Raw genomic sequence first — 17,260 nt, 5'->3', positions numbered from 1 at the left:
ACGCGTGACGTGTCGTTCACCGCGAAAGCGACCGAGCGACCGAGCGACCGAGCGACGGGCGCCGGGCAGCGGCTCAGCCGTACGTCGGGTACTGCGGCCAGCCCTCGGGGCTGTCCTCCCAGTCCTGCTGTCGCCCGTACACCGTGCGGTCCATGATGTGCGCGACCGGCAGGATCGCCTCCGTGCCGCGCGAACCGGTCGCGTAGGTCAGGTACGGCACCCCGTCGCGCAGCAGGTAGTACGAGTAGCCGGGCACCGGGCCGTCCCAGCCCTCGCTGTGCACGGTCCACCCCCAGTCGTCGTGGTACGTCGTCCCGCCCGACGACACCCACGTGTGCGGCCAGCCGCGCTGCTCCCGCCAGGCCTCGAGCTTCTCGATCGGCCCCTCGGAGACCATCGCGAACGCGATCCCCTCGTCGTCGAGTCGGCCCATGTCGGCGGGCAGGTTGTCGACGGCCCAGGTGCAGCTCGGGCAGCCCTCGTCCCAGTCCCGTCCGAACATGACGTTCTGCACGAGGAGCAGGTACTTCTCGCCGAACAGCTCGGTCAGGCGAACCGGTCCGTCCGAACCCTCGAAGACGTAGTCGTCGACCCGGACCATCGGCAGGCGGCGACGGGCGGCGGACACGCGGTCGCCGTGTCGCGTGAGTTCCTTCTCGTCGCGCACCTGCGCGGCCAGCGCCTCGTCGAACACTGCGCGGTCGACCACCGGTGGGGCGACGTCGGGTTGCTGTTCCTTGGACATGACGACCTCCTCGTCGTTGCGGAGCACGGTACGCGCGGCGGGACGCGTCGGCAACGGCCTGGAGGCGCGGCGTGCGTCCGGCGCGCAGCGCACGTCATCGACAGGGACACGCCGGGTGCGCTCGGTAGGATCGCAGCGCACGCCGTGCCTCCAGAGGGGTGGGCACGCGACCTGACCCGATGAGGACGGAACCGATGAGCGGCACCATCTACGACGACATCTCGCAGGCGTTCGGCAACACGCCGCTGGTCCGGCTGAACCGCCTGCCGAAGGCCGGCGGAGCCGAGATCCTGGCGAAGCTCGAGTTCTACAACCCCGGTGCGAGCGTGAAGGACCGGCTCGGCGTCGCGATCGTCGACGCGGCCGAGGAATCCGGCGAGCTGCAGGCCGGCGGCACCATCGTCGAGGGCTCGTCCGGCAACACGGGCATCGCCCTGGCGCTGGTCGGCGCGGCCCGCGGCTACCGGGTCGTCATCGCGATGCCCGAGACCATGAGCGTCGAGCGTCGGGCCCTCGTCCGTGCGTTCGGTGCCGAGATCGTCCTGACGCCGGGCTCCGAGGGCATGAAGGGCGCGGTCGCGCGGGCCGAGCAGATCGTCGCCGAGACCCCCGGCGCGATCCTCGCCCACCAGTTCGAGACCGCCGCCAACGCCGCGATCCACCGGAAGACCACGGCGGAGGAGATCCTCCGCGACACCGAGGGCCACGTCGACGTGTTCGTCGCGGGCGTCGGCACCGGCGGCACCATCACGGGCGTCGGGCAGGTGCTCAAGGAGCGCGTGCCGGGCGTGCAGATCGTCGCGGTGGAGCCGAAGGACTCGCCCCTCCTCACCGAGGGCAAGGCCGGCCCGCACAAGATCCAGGGCATCGGTGCGAACTTCATCCCCGAGGTCCTCGACCGCAGCGTCATCGACGAGGTCTTCGACGTCGAGCTCGACGACGCGCTCCGGGTCGCCCGCGACCTCGGCACGCAGGAGGGCATCCTCGCCGGCATCTCGTCCGGCGCGATCCTGCACGCCGCGATCGAGATCGCTGCGCGTCCCGAGAACGCCGGCAAGCGGGTCGTCGCGATCGTGTGCGACACCGGGGAGCGCTACCTGTCGACGGTGCTCTTCGAGGGACTCACTGCGTGAGACGACCCGCCCGACGAGGCGTGCTGCGGACCGTCCGTGAGGACCTGGCCGCAGCACGCCGCGGCGACCCCGCATCCCGCGGTGACCTCGAGAACGCGATCGTGTACTCGGGGCTGCACGCCATCTGGACCTACCGGCTGACGCACCGGCTGTGGAACGCCGAGGGGCTGCCCGGATCACGGTTCGCCGCACGGGTCGTCGCCCAGGTCGCCCGCTCGGTGACGGGCATCGAGATCCACCCGGGAGCCCGCATCGGCCGACGCTTCTTCATCGACCACGGGATGGGCGTGGTGATCGGCGAGACCTCGGTCGTCGGCGACGACGTCGTGGTCTTCCACGGGGTGACCCTCGGCGGCCGCGGCGGCGAGCACGGTCCGGGCGTCCGCCGGCACCCGGCGGTGGGGGACCGCGTGGTCCTCGGCGCCGGGTCGTCCCTGATCGGTGCGATCACGGTCGGCGCGGACTCGGTCGTCGGTGCGAACACCGTGGTCACGAAGGACGTCCCCGCGGGTTCGGTCGTCACCGGGGTCGCCGGGACCGCGCGCCCGCGCTCCGGGCACGAGGGCGTCCCGCCGCTCTGAGCCGTCAGCTCTTCTCGCAGGCGATCCCGTCGGCGTCCGCGTCCATCTTCTTGTTCGCGGCGTAGAGCGCGTCGTCCTTCTTCACCGTGCCCTTGAGCGCGCGGTACGTGACCTTGCCCTTCGAGGTGACACGGTTCTTCGTGACGGACTTCTTCGCGATCCCGCCCGAGTACACCTTCTGCACGGCCGTGCAGTTCTTGTAGACGGTCGGAGCGGCCTGCGCGGTGGACGCGCCGCCGACGACGACGGACGCGGCGAGGACGACGGTGGCGGCGGTGACGCCGAGGGTACGGGTGAGACGCACGGGTTCTTCCCCCAGGGGTGGTCGTGACCGCGGGAGCGGCCGCCGTGTCGGGTGCACGGCGCGTCGATCGTACGACGGCGGGCACGGCCGCCCCCGCCCCCAGAACGAGGCGCGTCGTCGGCGGTGTGCGGCATGCTGGTCGCATGGACGGCGAGGCGCTGCACGAGGTGGCGGTCCGCACCGCGATGGCCCTGCCCGCGGTGGCGGAGACGCAGCCCTTCGGCGAGGGCGCCTTCGTCTACAAGGTCGTCGGCAAGATGTTCGTGATGACGTCCGAGCTGCGGGGTGTGTCGATCGTGAACCTCAAGTGCGCACCGCCGCACGGCGCCGCGCTCGTGCGGGAACACGCCGAGATCACCCCGGGCTGGCACATGAACAAGCAGCACTGGATCACGCTGTCCCCGGGGGACGGCATCGACGCGACGCTGGTCGAGGACCTGGTCGGCAACGCGTACGACCTGGTGGTGGCGGGCCTGCCGCGGGCGAAGCGACCGATCGACCCGTCGCGCGGCACCGGCGGTGGGGCTGCCGGTCGAACAGGTTCTGCGCCATGATCGTCACGTGACCCCGAACCTCGAAGACGAGCAGCCGACGGTCGTCGCCGTGAGCCGCGACACCGCCCACCACTTCACCAAGCCCGTGGTCGACGAGGTCGTCCTGGTCGAGGGGTGGGGCATCGAGGGCGACGCCCACGCCGGTACCACGGTGCAGCACCGCTCCCGGGTCGCGCGGGACCCGTCGCAGCCGAACCTGCGCCAGGTGCACCTGCTGCACGCCGAGGTCTTCGACGAGGTCGCCGACGCGGGGTTCACCGTGGCGCCCGGTCAGATGGGCGAGAACGTCACCACGCGTGGCGTGGACCTGCTCGGGCTGCCGGCCGGCACGCTCCTGCACCTGGGCGACGACGCGTGCGTGCGGGTGACGGGGCTGCGGAACCCGTGCCAGCAGATCAACGACTTCGAACCGGGGCTGCTCCGCGCGGTCCTCGGTCGGGCCGACGACGGGACGGTCGAGCGCAAGGGCGGCGTGATGAGCGTCGTGGTCGCCGGCGGCGTCGTCCGTGCGGGCGACCGCATCCGCGTCGAGCTGCCGGCGGGGGAGCTGCAGCCGCTCAGCCCCGTCTGACCGCAGCCCCGTCTGACCCCAGCCCCGTCTGACCTCAGAACCGGACGAGCAAAGGAAGCGCCCCGCGTCAGCGGTCGAGGACCCGTCCGCGCGCGAGGAACCGGGACACGTCGCGCACCACCTTCGGGGCCAGGCCCGTCCCCGAGTCGAGCACCGCGCGCGCCTGCTCCGGCGACAGCCCGGCGAAGATCTGCCCGATCGTGACGCCGTGGTCCGGTCGGTGCGTGACGACGACCGGATCACCGGCGGCGACCGGGCCGGAGCGCAGGACCCGGAAGTACGCCCCGGGCCGTCCCTCCTCGGCGAACCGCTTCACCCACCGGTCGACCTTCATTCGTCGGGCGAAGGTGCCGCACGGCGTGCGCGGGATGGTGACCTCGAGCTCGAGGGTCGCACCGATGCGCCAGCGCTCACCCGTGACGGCACCGGTGACGTCGACCCCGCTCGTGCGGAGGTTCTCCCCGAAGAGCCCCGGCGGGACGTCGCGCCCGAGCGACTCGGCGAAGTACGCGGCGTCCTCGTCGGCGTAGGCGTACACGGCCTGGTCCTCGCCGCCGTGGTGCTTGCGGTCGGCCTGCACGTCGGCGTGCAGCCCGAGCGGCCGCACCCGGACGGGGCCGTCGACGGGGCGCTTGTCGATCGCGGTGATCCCGATCGTGCCGGAGTCGCGGTGCAGGCGGTCGACGCGGCAGACGGCGGTGACGAGGGACATGCGACCACTCTGCCGCAGAAGTGTGACGAACTCCGTCCTCGTCACGTCTCACCGGTGCAGGACCACACCCGAGGAGACCACCATGACCGACACCGCCGCCCCGCAGCAGCCGTCGCACGCCCGCGTCGCCCCCGCACACCTCCTGGCGACGGCACGGGTCCGTTCCCTCGCGGCACGGCCCGCCGGTCCGTTCCGTGTGCGCCGCGCACCGGGCGTCCGCACCGGCCGGGAGTGACGCCCGAGACCGACGCCCAGCAGACCCCCATCCGCCACCAGTAGAAGGAATCCGTGCCACACCCGCCCCTCTCCGACCTCGACGACGCCGTCCTCGCGGATCGGTCGTCCGACGGCGACGTCCGTGCGTTCGAGGTGCTCATCCGCCGGTACACCCCGCTCCTGCGCGCCTACGCACGCCGGACGCTCGGGTCGACCGACGAGCTCGACGACGTCGTGCAGGAGACGTTCATCACCGCCTGGAACCGGATGGACCGCCTCGACGACGGGGCCCGCGTCAAGGCGTGGCTGATGCGCATCCTCAGCCGCAAGTGCCTCGACCGGATCCGCGCGCGACGCTTCCACGACGACGTGACCGAGCTCGAGGTCGAGGCGCCCGCCGACGACGCCCCCGACCGCGTCGCCGAGGCGCGCTCGCGTGAGGAAGCGGTGGAGACGGCGCTCGCCGAACTGCCCGAGGCGCAGCGGCGGTGCTGGCTGATGAAGGAAGTCCTCGAGTACTCGTACGACGAGATCGCGGAGGAACTCGACCTTCCCGCCTCGACCGTCCGCGGACTGCTGTCCCGGGCACGGAAGAACATGATCCGTCTCATGGAGGGATGGCGATGACCGAACCCGATCCCGTCCGGCTCGACTCCCTCGAACCCGACGACCTCGACGGCCACACGATCGACGAGCTGGCCGATTACCTCGACGCGGGCATGCAGCCCGCCGACCCGAGCATCGACGAGTCCGCCGCGTGTCAGAACGCGCTCGCGGCGATCGTCCGCCTCCGCCACTCGTCGCTCGGTTCCCTCGAGGCAGCCGCGGCGAACGAGGCCCCAGCCGACGAGTCGTGGATCAGCGGCGTGCTCGCGAACATCTCGATCGAGGCGCGGTCCGGTCGCGACGTCCCGCTCCGACCGGAGGCCCCGACCGAACGACCCGTCATGACCGAGGGCGCGATCCGCTCGCTGGTCCGCAGTGTCGGCGACGGCGTGCCGGACGCCCTCATCGCCCGGTGCCGGCTCGAGGGCGACGTCGTCGAGCTCGGCGCGCCGGTGCGGGTCGTGGTCGAGATCGCCGTCCGCGCGGGAGCGGCCATCCCGGCGGTGGCGTCCGAGGTGCGCGAAGCCGTCGCCGAGGTGCTCGCCACCCAGACCGACCTGCTGGTCGAGTCCGTGGACGTCGTGGTCCGCGACCTGCTGCCCCCGACGACCGACGACGAGGAGGACCGCGCATGAGCGCCGACGACGACGTCCTGACCGCCGTGGAGACCGCCGTCCTCGCGGTCCCCGGCGTGACCGAGATCTACCACGCACGGCCCACCCTGGGCGCCACGATCGACACCGCGAAGCGGCTCGCGACGCGCGCCGCCCTGGCCCGGGTCGTCCTCGACGACGACGTCCTGCGCGTCGTGATCGGCACCGACGGAGCACGTCCGGCACCGGAGACCGCCCGCGCGGCGCACCTCGCGGCCCTCGCGGTGGCCGAGGCCCACGGCCTCGCCCTCAGCCGGGTGGACGTCCGGGTCGCGCGCGTCGGCTGACGGATCCGCCTGACGGCCTGGAGGCGCGGTGCGGGCCCGCACCGCGCCTCCAGGCCGCGTTACGGTCGCCTGTTCGGACCGCCACCGGTGCGCAGACCGGGTCACGCTCTGCGGGTGCGGCCCCAGCTCATCCCCGCCGGTCCGCGACCTCGAGCACGACCACGATCGCCACGACCAGCGCCGCCGTCGCGACGAGCGACACCGCGGGCACGGCGATGCTCGCGAGCACCGCCAGGGCGAGCACCACGACCGCGACGTTCCACCCGGTCGTCAGCGACGGGCGGAGCGCGAGCCACCAGATCGCGAGCACGAACAGCGCGACGGGCACCGCGATCGTGCCGGCGACCGAGGCGTGGGACAGCTCGGCCTCACCCGCGTCCGCGCTGACGGCGACCTCGATGCCGGCGGGCAACGCGCCGGCTGCTGCGAACACGAAGTAGTGGCCGTAGCCGAACACGAGGGCGGTGGGGAGCGACCGGATGTGGGCGTGCTGCTCCCGCGAGAAGTAGATCCACCACATGCCGACGACGATGACGAGGCCGCACGCCGCGAGCACGAGGAGCGACGCCAGGTGGTCGGCGTGCGCGATGCCGTCGATGACCGCGTTCGCGGACGCGACGAGCCCCTCACCGAGGACGATGAGCGTGAAGAGGGAGTAGCGCTCGGCGATGTGCCGGGTGTGCCACGGCGTGGTGTGGGCGCCGGCCTCCGCGAACGGCGGGACCAGGACCTCGAGGAGGATGAGGACGGGGATGACGAACCGCTCGACCTCCCACGGCAGCAGCACGGCGAGCACCCACAGCGCCTGCACCACCACGATCCCCGCGGCGTAGCGGAGTGCCGTCCTCCGGTACTCGGGCGACGACGCCGCGACCCGCAGCCACTGTCCGACCAGGGCCAGGCGCATCACGACGTACCCGATGACGACGACGAGGGTGGAACCGTCGACCATCACGGCGTGCACGCCCGCGGCGAGGACGAGCACGCCCGCCATCTGCACGACCGTCATCACCCGGTAGAGCCAGTCGTCGGTGTCGAACGAGGTCGCGAACCAGGTGAAGTTGATCCACGCCCACCAGATCGCGAAGAACACGAAAGCGTACGCGACCACGGCGGAGGTGACGTGCCCCTCGGCCTCGATCTCGTGCAGGTTCGACGCGGCGAACCCGACGGCGACGACGAAGACCAGGTCGAAGAGGAGCTCGAGGGGGCTGGCGGCACGGTGCCCCTCGGTGGGGTCGCGGGGCGCCATGCGGCGGAGTCCGATGGTGGTCACCCGGTATGCCTACACGAAGAACGCAACGACGAACGAACGAAGAACGGCCCCGGGAGCGATCCCGGGGCCGTCGGCGTCACCTGCGTCGCAGAGCCGAACTCAGTAGAAGTTCGACGCCTGCGAGTGCGCCCAAGCAGCGCACGGCGTGCCGTACGACTGGCTGATGTACTGCAGCCCCCACGTGATCTGCGTGGTGGCGTTGGTGCGCCAGTCCGCCGCGATCGTGCCCATCTTCGAGCCGGGGAGTGCCTGCGGGATGCCGGTCGCGCCGCCGTTCGCGTTGACGGCCTGGTAGTTCCAGCCGGACTCCTTGGTCCAGAGGTTGTCGAGGCACTGGAACTGGTCGGAACCCCAGCCGTACTTCGACGCGGCGAGCGAGCTGGCCGTGGCCCTGGCCCCGGCCGGGGTGTTGGCTGCGGCCTGCTTCCGCGCGGCCTCGGCTGCGGCGGCCCGCTCGGCTGCTGCCTTCTGCGCTGCCGCCTCGGCTGCTGCCTTCGCGTCGGCGTCCCGCTTGTCCTGCGTGGCGCTGGCGTTCGCGACGTCGGTGCTCGCGTCGACCGTCGAGGAGATCCGCGAGGTCAGTGCCGCGCCGGACAGCTTCCGGTAGTCGCCGAGCGCGTCGATCCGACGCTCGAGCGCGGTGGTGTCGGTCTTCTCGTTCGCGGTCGAGATGACGGTCTGCGCCGTGGTGATGGTCGCGGCGGCCTGCGCCCGGTCGAGCGCGGTGCCGTCGAGGGCCGGTGCCGGGGTGGCGCTGGCCGTCGGCATGCCGAGCGCCTCGCCGATCGCGGGCTGCGTCCCGACGGTCGCGATGCCGCCGGCCACGGCGAGGACGGCGGCGCCACCCACGATGAACGTCGTGGGACGGCGGAGCGCCCGGCGGAGGCGCCGGTCGCGGGTGTTCAGGGCCTCACGTCGGGTCGAGGCAGTGGTGGTGGGGAGGTCGGTGGTGCTGTGTCCTGTCATCGATTCCGGTGGTCGGCCGGCTCGTGGTGCGTGGCTGTCGACGCTGCGCGCGGGGGTGGGGGAGCGCGCCGGTGTTCCGTGACGTGGGGACGTCCGTCGTCGAGAGCTCGCGAGCCGGGGGAGGACCGGACGGTGGTGTGGGGCCCGTCCGTCCGCCGGCCGGCAGCCGTGGGGTGGCCGCCGATGGGCGAAGCCGCCACGATGACTCCCGAGCCTGGACGGCGCGTCCAGGGAGGCTGGCAGAACCGTCCGTCCACCCGTCGGTAACGGTTCGGTAACGACGGGATCAGGCCTGCGCGCTGTGCGCTTCCTGGGAGCGATCGTGCCGCTCGCCCTGGGCCACGCGCTCGAGGGCTTCGAGTGCGGCGGCGATGGCGTCGACGTCGTGGTCGGGCAGCTCGGCGATGAGCTCGGCGACGATGCCGGTGCGGTCGGCGCGGGCGCGTTCGACGGCCGCGATGCCCTCGGGCGTCGCGGTCACCATGAAGGCCCGTCCGTCGCGCGGGTCGGCTTCGCGCTCGATGAACCCGCGCTGCTCGAGCTCGGTCAGGATGCGCGTCATCGTCGGCTTCGTGACCACCTCGATCCGCGACAGGTCGCCGGGGCGCAGGGGTCCCTCGCGCTGGATGGTCGCGAGCGCGGACACGATGCCGTACCCGAGGGCGGCCGAGTCGGTCCGGGCCCGGCGGTTGATGCGGCCGACGGCGGCGGCGAGGCGCGCGGCGATCTCGGTGCGGTCCGGCTGGCGGTGGCTCATGCGGTGCTCCGGGTGGTCCGACAGGTGGTCGGAGCGATGCTACCGGCTTCCGTCGGCACGTGACGGCGCGCGCCCGGCGCGGTCGGACGCGGACCGCCTGGAGGCACGGGGAACGCGGACCGCCCGCCTCGCGTGGACGAGACGGGCGGGTTCCTGTACGGCTGTTCAGCCGGGGTCAGCGCTTTTCCCCCGGGAGCAGGTGGATGGCTTCGGTCGCGAGCTCCGCGGCGACGTTGTCGCCCTGCTCGGTGGCCTCGCGCAGCAGGCGGAAGTCCGCCGTCATCCGGTCCCAGTCGACGAGCTCGTCGAGGTTCGGCAGGCGCAGTCGGAACGCCAGGCCGTCCATGGTGTCGCGGCACACCCGCTGCAGGTTCTCGTTGCCGCACTCCGCGACGTACAGGGCGAAGACCCCGAGGGCGTCGTGGTTGACCGCCGCGACGTCGTGCGCCTCGAAGTCCGCGATGGCCCTGTCGAGCTGGGCCAGGATCTTCTTCTTCGATGCGGCGCCGAGCCGCGGGACGGCCAGGCGCACCACGCCGCCGAACAGCACGCCGAGCGTCTGCATCGCCTCGACGACCTCGGACGGGTTCGGGGTGGTCACCCGGGTGTACCGGTTCGGTGCCATCTCGATGAGACCGGCGCGGGCGAGCTGGCTGAGGGCTTCGCGGATCGGGGTGCGGGAGACCCCGAGCCAGGCGATCAGCTCGTCGTCGTTCAGTCGTTCGCCCGGTTCCAGCGTGCCGTCCATGATCGCGTCGTGGATCTTCTCGCGGACGGTGTCGCGGAGCAGCTGGTGCTCGGTCGGTGCGCTGCTGGGGACCGGCATGCGGGTTCCTCCGGGTCGTGGTGGACGGGCGACGGGTTGCGCGGCCGACCGGTCGGTACGGACGCATGGTTCACCGTACCTGATATACGAACGGCGTTGCGATCGGATCGAGGCGTGTCAGTCGTCGAGGTGCAGCAGGCGCACCGTCACCGGGTCCTCGCGGCCGCCGTACCAGCGGTCGATCACCGCGCGGAAGGGGCCCGGATCGGCGGCGGCGTGCGCGAACAGGGTCATCGAGGGACGCAGCTTCAGCGCATCGATGCCACCGAGCAGGTCGTCGGCCGAGCGCGCGGGAGCGGCGGCCACCACGTCGGTCGCCTCGAGCAGCCGCGGGCCGAGCACCGGGTGGTCGAGGTACGCACGGGCCTCCGCCACGCCGTCGAGGGAGTAGTGCTGCGCGGTCGCGCTCCGTCCGAGCCCGGCCAGCTGCGGGAAGACGAACCACATCCAGTGCGAGGTCTTCCGGCCGGCCCGGAGCTCGGCGAGCGCCGTGTCGTGGACGCCCTCCTGCGCGTGGACGAAGCGGTCGAGGTGGTGCGGGTCGTCGGTCACCGGACCACGTCCCCCCACGCGTACCGGACCGTCGTGCCGTCGACCACGAGCAGCGAGTCCGGTTCACGGTCGAACAGCCCGGACATCCCGACGGCGTCCGGCAGGTCGCCGTCCAGGCGTTCGAGCCGCGCCGACCGGACCGTCAGCGGCGGGTGCTGCCGCTGCCAGAACAGCGTCTGCGCGAGCAGGCGGGCGTGGATGCCCTGTCGGGTCGTGAGCTCGGCGGCCAGCGGGCTGTCGACGACGTCGCCGGCCACCACCCGGACGGTGGCCGCGTGGCGGGGCTGCACCGCGCCTCCAGGCCGTGCCCGCAGCCACCGGACCGGGTGCAGCGCGCGTGCCCGGGCCGGGTGCCGGACCGAGTGGTGCGCGATGGTGTCCCCGCGCCGGCGCGCCCGAGCGTGCGCGAACGTGTAGGGGACGCCGAGGAGCGCGTGCGCGGCGACGATCGCCGGCACGTTCGCGGTGTCGACCGTGCGGTACGCGACGCCGCGCCGACCGCGGTCGTCGACGGTCAGGATCTCGATCGTGACCTCGGTCATCGAGCCGAGCCGGCCGGACGGCGGGAACGGCGGGACGCGGGTCTCGCGGAACACGTACGCCGACAGCCCAGCCCAGGCACTGCCGTCGACGACGTCGGGGCGGGTACCGGGCGGGACGAGCGCGGCCAGGGACTCCGGGTCGTGGCGCCAGTGCGCGAAGACGATGTCCTCCCAGGCGTGCACGGTCACCGGGCGGTGCAGCAGCGGCACCGCGGCACGGTCCCGCGTCGCCCCGGTCACCGCTTCGGCGCGTGCCGGCCGACGCGCACGGCCCAGGCGACGAGGGGTGCCTGCAGCGGCAGGCGGAGGACGGAGCCGAGCCGCATCCCGCGGGTCGACCGCGGGCTGTCGAGCAGGTCGTTCGCCATCTTGAGGTTCGCGGGGAACACCGCGAGGAAGAGCGCGGCCGCGGCCCAGCCGGCGCTCCGACGGGTCGACGGCACCAGCAGGCCGGCCGCGATGCCGAGCTCTGCGGCACCGGAGGCGAGGGTCGTGATCCGTGCGGGCAGGGCGTCCGGCACGATCCGGTCGTAGCCCCGCGGTCGGAGGAAGTGGGTCACACCGGCCCCGCCGAGCACGACGGCGAGGAGGGTGGCGGTCCGGGTGGCGCGTCGTGCACGCTCGCGTCGTCGCATGCCCCCATCGTGCCCGGCGGACACCGCGCACGCACGGAGACCGCTCAGGTCCGGTGGCTCGCGCCGGCTGCTCGGGCCGGCAGCTCAGGTCAGCGCGGTCGCCACGAGGTCGAGGACCGCCGTCGCCACCTCGGCCTTGCTGCCCGAGGTCTCGCGGACGACCTCGCCGCCCGGCACGAGCACCTCGATCGCGTTCTCCTCGCGCTCGAACCCCGCCGACCAGCCGACGTGGTTCACCACGAGCAGATCAGCGGGCTTCCGGGTGATCTTCGCGCGGCCGAGCTCGATCCGTGCGGCCCGGTCGGGTTCGGTCTCGGCGGCGAAGCCCACGATGATCTGTCCCGTCCGGCGCGCCGTCACGAGGTCGGCGAGGACGTCCGGGTTCCGCACGAGCTCGAGCGTCATGGTGTCGCCCTGCGACTCCTTCTTGAGCTTCTCGGCACGGACCTCGGCCGGTCGGTAGTCCGCGACCGCCGCCGTCATCACGACGACGTCGGCATCGGCGGCCGCGGCGTGCACGGCCTCGGCGAGTTCGAGGGCGGAGCCGACCGGCACGACGGTGGCGTCGAGTCCGGCGGTGAGCGACGACTCGACGTTCGCGGCGACGACCGTGACGGTCGCGCCGCGGCGGGCGGCGTCGGCGGCGATCGCGACGCCCTGGCGGCCGCTCGAGCGGTTGCCGACGAAGCGGACCGGGTCGAAGGGCTCGCGGGTCCCGCCGGCGCTGACGACGACGCGGACCCCGGCGAGGTCGCCCTGCTCGCCGCGTGCGCCGGTGCCGGCGATGTCCGTGGTGCCGGCCTGGAGGCGCGGCTCGGCCCCGGCGGACCGCTCGCCGTCGGTCCGTGGTGCGGTCCCGCCCGCGTGGCCGGCGGTCGGTCCGTGGTCCAGCACGGCGAGCGCCGCGGTGACGATGTCCTCGGGCTCCGCCATCCGGCCGATCCCCGCGTCGTCGCCCGTCAGGGCCCCGACCACGGGGCCGACGAAGCGGACGCCGCGCTCCCGCAGCGTGGCGACGTTCGCCGTGGTCGCGGGGTGCTCCCACATCTGCGGGTGCATGGCGGGAGCGACGACGACGGGGGCCTCGGTCGCGAGCAGGGTCGTGCCGAGCAGGTCGCCGGCCATGCCCGCGGCCATGCGGGCGAGGGAGTCGGCGGTCGCGGGGGCGACGACGACCAGGTCCGCTCGACGGCCGAGGGAGACGTGCCGCACCTCGGCGACGTCCTCGAACACGCTCGTGGTGACCGGGTTGCGGCTGAGCGCCTCGAGCGTCGGCAGGCCGACGAACCGGAGGGCGCCCTCGGTCGGCACGACGTGCACGTCGTGGCCGCGTTTGACGAGGTCGCGGACGACGCCCACGGCCTTGTAGGCGGCGATGCCCCCGGTGATCCCGACGACGACGGTCAGACGGCCCTCTGCTGCTGCGTTCACGTCGGTCACGCTACCCGGGGGCCCGTGCGAGGATCGACCCCATGTGCACCGTCGTCGTCCGCGTCGATCCCGGTTCCGACTGGCCCGTCACGATGCTCGCCCTGCGCGACGAATCGCCGGACCGACCGTGGGACCCGCCCGCCGCGTGGTGGCCGGAGCGCGACCCGTCGGTGCGCGGCGTCCGCGACCGCTCGGCGGGCGGTGCCTGGCTCGCCGCCTCGGACGACGCCGGACTCGCGGTGGTGCTCAACCGTGCCGAGCCGGTCGCGAGTGCCGACGGCACCTGGACCACCCGCGGGGTGGTCCCGCTCGACGCCGTCGACGGGGTGCTCCCGGGGCACGACGGCACGGTGCCGACCACGCGGGCGTTCAACCTCGTCCGCGCCACCGCCGACGGTGCCGAGGTCGTCACGTGGGACGGCGCAGCGGTGCGCACCACGGCCCTCGGCCCGGGCGTGCACATGGTCACGCACGGCGAACCGGACGACCCGACCGCGCCGCGCATCGGCCGCTGGCTCGAGGCGTTCCGCGGGGTCGCGGCGCCGGTCGGGCCGCCGGAGCTCGGGCCGTTCGACGAGCTCCGCGCCGCCGACGCAGGCGACGACGCTGGCGACGGGTGGAGCGGGTGGTTCGGGGTCCTCGCCGCGTCGGCCGCACTGCCCGCGGACGACCCCGACGCGATCCTGCGCGACGCCCACGAGCACGAGGGGCACGTCGCGACGCTCTCGATCGTCGCCGCTGCGGTCGGACCGTCCCGCACGGTGCTGCAGCACGCGCGCCTCACCGAACCCGGACGCCTCGACGGGTCGGTCGAGCTGCACCGCTCCTGAGCCAGGCCTCAGCGGGACCGCGGTCCGTCCATCGAGACGCGGCGTACCGTCCCCGTCGTGACCTCACCCCACCTGGTCAGCAGTGCCCGTGCGGCTGCGGCGACCGCTCTGGCGCTCGCCGTGTCGCTCGGGCTCGGCGCCTGCGCCGAGGGCTCCGCGTCGGCGGACGGCACCGCCACCACGAGCCGGGCGAGCACCGCCAGCGGCCGACCGTGGAACGCCGCCCCGGGTGCGCGGGTCGTCGTGGTCGGCGACTCGATCAGCGGCGGGCACGGCCTCCCCGCCGAGCAGGCGTGGCCCGCGGTCCTCGCCCGGACGGAGCGCTGGCAGCTGACGAACCTGTCGTGCGACGGCGCCGGCGTGCTCACCGAGGGTGACAGCGACTCGTGCGCGAGCGCGTACGAGGGGCTCGTCGAGCGGGCGGTCGCGCTCCGGCCCGCGGTGGTGCTCGTGCAGGCCAGCTCGAACGACCTCGGTCAGGACGAGGACGAGGTCGACGGCGCCACCGAGCAGCTCGTCGCCGACGTCCACCGACTGCTGCCCCGCGCGCGCGTCGTCGGACTCAGCGCGATCTGGAACGAGGACGCCCCGCCCGCGCAGCTCGGGGCGGTGTCCGCGGCGCTCCGGACCGCGATCGACGAGGACGGCGGTACCTACGTCGACATCGGCCAGCCGCTCCGCGGGCACGCCGACTGGATGCAGTCGGACGACGTGCACCCGACCGCCCGCGGGCAGCGCGCCGTCCTGGCGGCGGTGACCACGGCCTTCGAGCGCGACCACGTGCGGTTCTGACGGCCGGGCCGACGGGAGTGCGCCGCGCCTCCAGGCGGGATGCGCCGCCGTCGGGCAGGACGGTGGACCGGGCAGGACCGGTGGACCGGGCAGGACGGTGGACCGGGCCGGACCGGTGGACCGGGCCGGACCGGCCGGCCTCCGCCGCTCGGGCGGGTGTCAGACCGGCGGGCGCGTGCCGGTCAGGTCCTCGGCGACCGCCCACAGCGAGCGGGCCAGGTCGGCGCTCCGCGCGGACCGCGGGATCGACGCGACCGTCGTCGGTCCGGTCAGGCCGAACGCGCCGGACGGGCCGTAGTAGGCGCCACCGACCGCTGCCGGTCCGACCGCGGCGTACAGCAGCGGCTCAGAGCCCTGCTCGACCGCCTGCGTGAACGGCACCGCGCGCTTCATGGGTGCCGCCTGCTTCGCCTTCCCGAGGGACCGCCCCGACGACTGCAGGTTCGTGCGCGTGAAGCCGGGGTGTGCCGCCGTGCTCATCACGGGCCAGTCGAACTCGACCGACAACCGGTGCAGGTGCAGTGCGAAGAGCAGGTCCGCGAGCTTCGACTGCGCGTACGCGCGCCACGTGTTGAAGCCGTGCTCCCACTGCAGGTCGTCGAACCGGATCCGTCCGCCGACCGCGGCGATGCTCGACATCGTCGCGACGCGGGCGTCCGGCGACCGGAGGAGCGCCGGCAGCAGCAGGTTGGTGAGGGCGAACGGGCCGAGGAAGTTCGTGCCGAGCTGCAGCTCGAAGCCGTCGACCGTCTCGAACCGCTTCGGCGGCGCCATCACGCCGGCGTTGTTGACGAGGACGTCGAGGGAACGGTCGTCGGCCAGGATCCCGGCGGCGAACCGGCGGACGCTCGCGAGGTCGGCGACGTCGAGCTCACGGACCTCGACGTCGGCGCCGGGGTGGGCGGCACGGATGCCGGCGGCGGCCTCCTCGCCCTTCGCGATCGTGCGGACGGCGAGCACGACGGAGGCGCCCGCGGCGGCGAGCCGGGTCGCGGTCTCCTTCCCGGCCCCGCTGTTGGCTCCGGTGACGACGACGCGGCGTCCGGTCTGGTCGGGGATCTGCGGCATGCCGGCGACCGTACACGGGAGGCCTGGTCAGGGCGGGTCCGTCGTGCTATGTTTATGCAAACGCATCGATCTGGGAGAGCAGCATGAGCAACGCATTCGGCACCGACCGCCCCTCGGACGTGCCGCCGCCCGCACCCGAGCGGATCGGCCCCGTGCAGCTCGGCCTCGACACCTTCGGCGACGTCACCGAGCTCGCCGACGGCAGCCTGAAGTCCGACGCGCAGAGCCTCCGCGACGTCGTCGACCAGGCCGTCCTCGCCGACCAGGTGGGCGTGGACTTCATCGGCGTCGGCGAGCACCACCGCGCCGACTTCGTCGTGAGTGCACCCGAGGTCGTCCTCGCCGCGATCGCCGTCCGCACGGAGCGCATCCGGATGGGCTCCGCCGTCACAGTGCTGTCCTCGGACGACCCGGTCCGCGTCTACGAGCGCTTCGCCACCGTCGACGCGCTGTCGAACGGCCGCGCCGAGGTCATCCTCGGCCGCGGGTCCTTCACCGAGTCGTTCCCCCTGTTCGGCTTCGACCTGTCCGACTACGAGGTCCTGTTCGAGGAGAAGCTGCAGCTCTGGGCATCCCTCCGCGGCGGCGACGCCGTCACGTGGTCCGGCACGAAGCGCGCCTCCCTCACCGACCAGGACGTCTTCCCGAAGCTCGAGCACGGCGCCATCCCGACCTGGATCGGCGTCGGCGGCTCGCCCCAGTCGGTCATCCGAGCGGCCTCGTACGGGTTGCCCCTGTTCCTCGCGATCATCGGCGGCCAGCCCGCCCAGTTCGCCCCGTTCTCCCGCCTCTACCGGCAGGCACTCACGCAGCTCGAGCTGCCGCAGCAGCCGATCGCGATGCACTCGCCCGGGTTCATCGCCGCGACCGACGAGGAGGCCGCCGAGCGCTACTGGCCGTACCACAAGGCCGTCACCGACCAGCTCGGCCGGGAGCGCGGCTGGCCGCCCCTCGACGTCGCCGGCTACCGCGCTGGCCTGTCGGCCGGCGGGTCGCTGTACGTCGGGTCGCCCGAGACCGTGGCGCGGAAGATCGCGCGGAACATGCGGATCCTCGGCGCCTCGCGGTTCGACATGCGGTATGCGACGGGTCGCCTGCCGCACCAGGACATGATGCAGTCGATCGAGCTGTACGGCACGCAGGTGGCCCCGCGGGTGCGGGAGTTGCTGGCCGAGCCGGTCCCCGTCCCGTAGGCGGGGCTGGCCGTCGGCTCGCAGGCGTCG

23 protein-coding genes are annotated in these 17,260 nt (G+C 73.4%); 11 read left to right on the top strand and 12 right to left on the bottom strand.

From position 1 onward, the window contains the following. Nucleotides 1–73: 73 nt before the first annotated feature. On the bottom strand, nt 74–745 hold the full coding sequence (locus BIU96_RS09425) for a DUF899 family protein (protein ID WP_071292382.1): 672 nt from the start codon (nt 743–745) through the stop codon (nt 74–76). Nucleotides 746–939: 194 nt separating this feature from the next. Here BIU96_RS09425 and cysK point away from each other — a divergent pair, with 194 nt between their 5' ends. Further along, complete coding sequence (gene cysK / locus BIU96_RS09420; protein WP_071292343.1) at nt 940–1,878, top strand: cysteine synthase A; 939 nt, start codon at nt 940–942, stop codon at nt 1,876–1,878. Then, a complete protein-coding gene (gene epsC, locus BIU96_RS09415; protein ID WP_254786066.1) occupies nt 1,875–2,459 on the top strand; it encodes a serine O-acetyltransferase EpsC in 585 nt (194 codons plus the stop codon). Before cysK ends, epsC begins: the two co-directional genes overlap by 4 nt. Before the next feature lie 4 nt (nt 2,460–2,463). Here the strand turns inward: epsC and BIU96_RS09410 are convergent, their stop codons facing one another. Next, nucleotides 2,464–2,763 (bottom strand): excalibur calcium-binding domain-containing protein, encoded by a 300-nt coding sequence (locus tag BIU96_RS09410; RefSeq protein ID WP_071292341.1) that lies wholly within the window; start codon nt 2,761–2,763, stop codon nt 2,464–2,466. Between the two features lie 143 nt (nt 2,764–2,906). Here BIU96_RS09410 and BIU96_RS09405 point away from each other — a divergent pair, with 143 nt between their 5' ends. Both BIU96_RS09405 and BIU96_RS09400 read left to right on the top strand, forming a co-directional pair. Further along, on the top strand, nt 2,907–3,317 hold the full coding sequence (locus tag BIU96_RS09405; protein WP_071292340.1) for an MmcQ/YjbR family DNA-binding protein: 411 nt from the start codon (nt 2,907–2,909) through the stop codon (nt 3,315–3,317). A 7-nt stretch (nt 3,318–3,324) separates the two neighbouring features. After that, complete coding sequence (locus tag BIU96_RS09400; RefSeq protein ID WP_071292339.1) at nt 3,325–3,888, top strand: MOSC domain-containing protein; 564 nt, start codon at nt 3,325–3,327, stop codon at nt 3,886–3,888. A gap of 67 nt (nt 3,889–3,955) precedes the next feature. On the opposite strand, the gene BIU96_RS09395 is transcribed toward BIU96_RS09400, so the two are convergent. Next, nucleotides 3,956–4,600, bottom strand: a complete 645-nt coding sequence (locus tag BIU96_RS09395) for an MOSC domain-containing protein (protein WP_083402790.1) — start codon at nt 4,598–4,600, stop codon at nt 3,956–3,958. 82 nt (nt 4,601–4,682) lie between these two features. Here BIU96_RS09395 and BIU96_RS19810 point away from each other — a divergent pair, with 82 nt between their 5' ends. From BIU96_RS19810 to BIU96_RS09380, 4 genes are read left to right on the top strand one after another with little or no spacing between them, the layout of a single operon-like run. Next, entirely contained in the window at nt 4,683–4,835 is a 153-nt protein-coding gene (locus tag BIU96_RS19810; protein WP_175477502.1) for a hypothetical protein, read from the top strand. 53 nt (nt 4,836–4,888) lie between these two features. Next, a complete protein-coding gene (locus BIU96_RS09390) occupies nt 4,889–5,443 on the top strand; it encodes an RNA polymerase sigma factor (RefSeq protein ID WP_071292338.1) in 555 nt (184 codons plus the stop codon). After that, on the top strand, nt 5,440–6,057 hold the full coding sequence (locus tag BIU96_RS09385; RefSeq protein ID WP_071292380.1) for an Asp23/Gls24 family envelope stress response protein: 618 nt from the start codon (nt 5,440–5,442) through the stop codon (nt 6,055–6,057). Before BIU96_RS09390 ends, BIU96_RS09385 begins: the two co-directional genes overlap by 4 nt. Further along, entirely contained in the window at nt 6,054–6,362 is a 309-nt protein-coding gene (locus tag BIU96_RS09380) for a hypothetical protein (RefSeq protein WP_071292337.1), read from the top strand. Before BIU96_RS09385 ends, BIU96_RS09380 begins: the two co-directional genes overlap by 4 nt. A gap of 127 nt (nt 6,363–6,489) precedes the next feature. Here BIU96_RS09380 and BIU96_RS09375 read toward each other — a convergent pair whose 3' ends face one another. From BIU96_RS09375 to BIU96_RS09340, 8 genes are all read right to left on the bottom strand, one after another. Further along, nucleotides 6,490–7,638, bottom strand: coding sequence for a low temperature requirement protein A (locus BIU96_RS09375; RefSeq protein ID WP_254786064.1), 1,149 nt, complete (start codon nt 7,636–7,638; stop codon nt 6,490–6,492). A gap of 99 nt (nt 7,639–7,737) precedes the next feature. Beyond that, nucleotides 7,738–8,604: a hypothetical protein gene (locus tag BIU96_RS09370; protein ID WP_071292336.1), complete on the bottom strand. Its 867-nt coding sequence runs from the start codon at nt 8,602–8,604 to the stop codon at nt 7,738–7,740. 286 nt (nt 8,605–8,890) lie between these two features. Then, nucleotides 8,891–9,361: a MarR family winged helix-turn-helix transcriptional regulator gene (locus BIU96_RS09365; protein ID WP_071292335.1), complete on the bottom strand. Its 471-nt coding sequence runs from the start codon at nt 9,359–9,361 to the stop codon at nt 8,891–8,893. A 175-nt stretch (nt 9,362–9,536) separates the two neighbouring features. Further along, entirely contained in the window at nt 9,537–10,187 is a 651-nt protein-coding gene (locus BIU96_RS09360; RefSeq protein WP_071292334.1) for a GntR family transcriptional regulator, read from the bottom strand. 117 nt (nt 10,188–10,304) lie between these two features. Beyond that, nucleotides 10,305–10,739, bottom strand: coding sequence for a DUF1810 domain-containing protein (locus tag BIU96_RS09355; RefSeq protein ID WP_071292333.1), 435 nt, complete (start codon nt 10,737–10,739; stop codon nt 10,305–10,307). Next, nucleotides 10,736–11,491: a YqjF family protein gene (locus BIU96_RS09350; RefSeq protein ID WP_175477501.1), complete on the bottom strand. Its 756-nt coding sequence runs from the start codon at nt 11,489–11,491 to the stop codon at nt 10,736–10,738. The genes BIU96_RS09355 and BIU96_RS09350 overlap by 4 nt, the downstream gene beginning before the upstream one ends. A gap of 26 nt (nt 11,492–11,517) precedes the next feature. Then, nucleotides 11,518–11,916 (bottom strand): hypothetical protein, encoded by a 399-nt coding sequence (locus BIU96_RS09345; RefSeq protein WP_071292331.1) that lies wholly within the window; start codon nt 11,914–11,916, stop codon nt 11,518–11,520. An 84-nt stretch (nt 11,917–12,000) separates the two neighbouring features. Then, the gene (locus BIU96_RS09340; protein WP_071292378.1) at nt 12,001–13,323 is read right to left on the bottom strand and encodes a phosphopantothenate--cysteine ligase family flavoprotein; all 1,323 of its coding nucleotides are present in this window, start codon (nt 13,321–13,323) and stop codon (nt 12,001–12,003) included. A gap of 65 nt (nt 13,324–13,388) precedes the next feature. On the opposite strand from BIU96_RS09340, the gene BIU96_RS09335 reads away from it, so the two are divergent. Together BIU96_RS09335 and BIU96_RS09330 are read left to right on the top strand one after the other, a co-directional pair. Next, nucleotides 13,389–14,177, top strand: a complete 789-nt coding sequence (locus tag BIU96_RS09335) for an NRDE family protein (RefSeq protein ID WP_071292330.1) — start codon at nt 13,389–13,391, stop codon at nt 14,175–14,177. A gap of 57 nt (nt 14,178–14,234) precedes the next feature. Continuing rightward, nucleotides 14,235–14,969, top strand: coding sequence for an SGNH/GDSL hydrolase family protein (locus BIU96_RS09330; protein WP_175477500.1), 735 nt, complete (start codon nt 14,235–14,237; stop codon nt 14,967–14,969). A 159-nt stretch (nt 14,970–15,128) separates the two neighbouring features. On the opposite strand, the gene BIU96_RS09325 is transcribed toward BIU96_RS09330, so the two are convergent. Then, nucleotides 15,129–16,037, bottom strand: a complete 909-nt coding sequence (locus tag BIU96_RS09325; protein ID WP_071292329.1) for an SDR family oxidoreductase — start codon at nt 16,035–16,037, stop codon at nt 15,129–15,131. Nucleotides 16,038–16,120: 83 nt separating this feature from the next. On the opposite strand from BIU96_RS09325, the gene BIU96_RS09320 reads away from it, so the two are divergent. Continuing rightward, a complete protein-coding gene (locus BIU96_RS09320; RefSeq protein WP_254786062.1) occupies nt 16,121–17,230 on the top strand; it encodes an LLM class flavin-dependent oxidoreductase in 1,110 nt (369 codons plus the stop codon). Nucleotides 17,231–17,260: the final 30 nt, after the last annotated feature.

This window comes from Curtobacterium sp. MCBA15_008 (assembly GCF_001865065.1).
GTDB lineage: Bacteria > Actinomycetota > Actinomycetes > Actinomycetales > Microbacteriaceae > Curtobacterium.
The sequence above is the reverse complement of the archived record's forward strand: the minus strand, read 5'-3'. Positions and strand labels throughout refer to the sequence as shown.